Origin of the sequence: Haloarcula sp. Atlit-7R (assembly GCF_003666065.1) — an archaeon.
Classification (GTDB): domain Archaea; phylum Halobacteriota; class Halobacteria; order Halobacteriales; family Haloarculaceae; genus Haloarcula; species Haloarcula taiwanensis.
The window spans coordinates 1-254 of sequence record NZ_QXIK01000133.1; the positions used below are offsets into that span (position 1 = coordinate 1).

Genomic DNA, 254 nt, shown 5'->3' on the forward strand with positions numbered 1-254 from the left:
CACAGCAACAGCTCGTCCAAATCCGGCAGTTCGTAGCCCAACTCAACCATGAGATACAGCTGGATCAGATGAGCGTGGCGTTCAACGGCTAGCGAACAGCGACGACGAGGGAGCCGCGACGCCGACTTGTCGGCGTCTGCGGCGGCTTCGCCCTCACGCTGTCTTGCCTCAATCGACCGTAACTCATCCACAATAACACGACTCATCATCAACGAAATCGCCGCCATGATGATCAGCGCCTCTATAATGTAGGT

1 pseudogene is annotated in these 254 nt (G+C 56.3%); it reads right to left on the reverse strand.

Annotated features, from left to right (window positions below):
* Window positions 1-254 (reverse strand): annotated as a pseudogene (locus tag D3D01_RS23000) (IS4 family transposase); the annotation flags it as partial.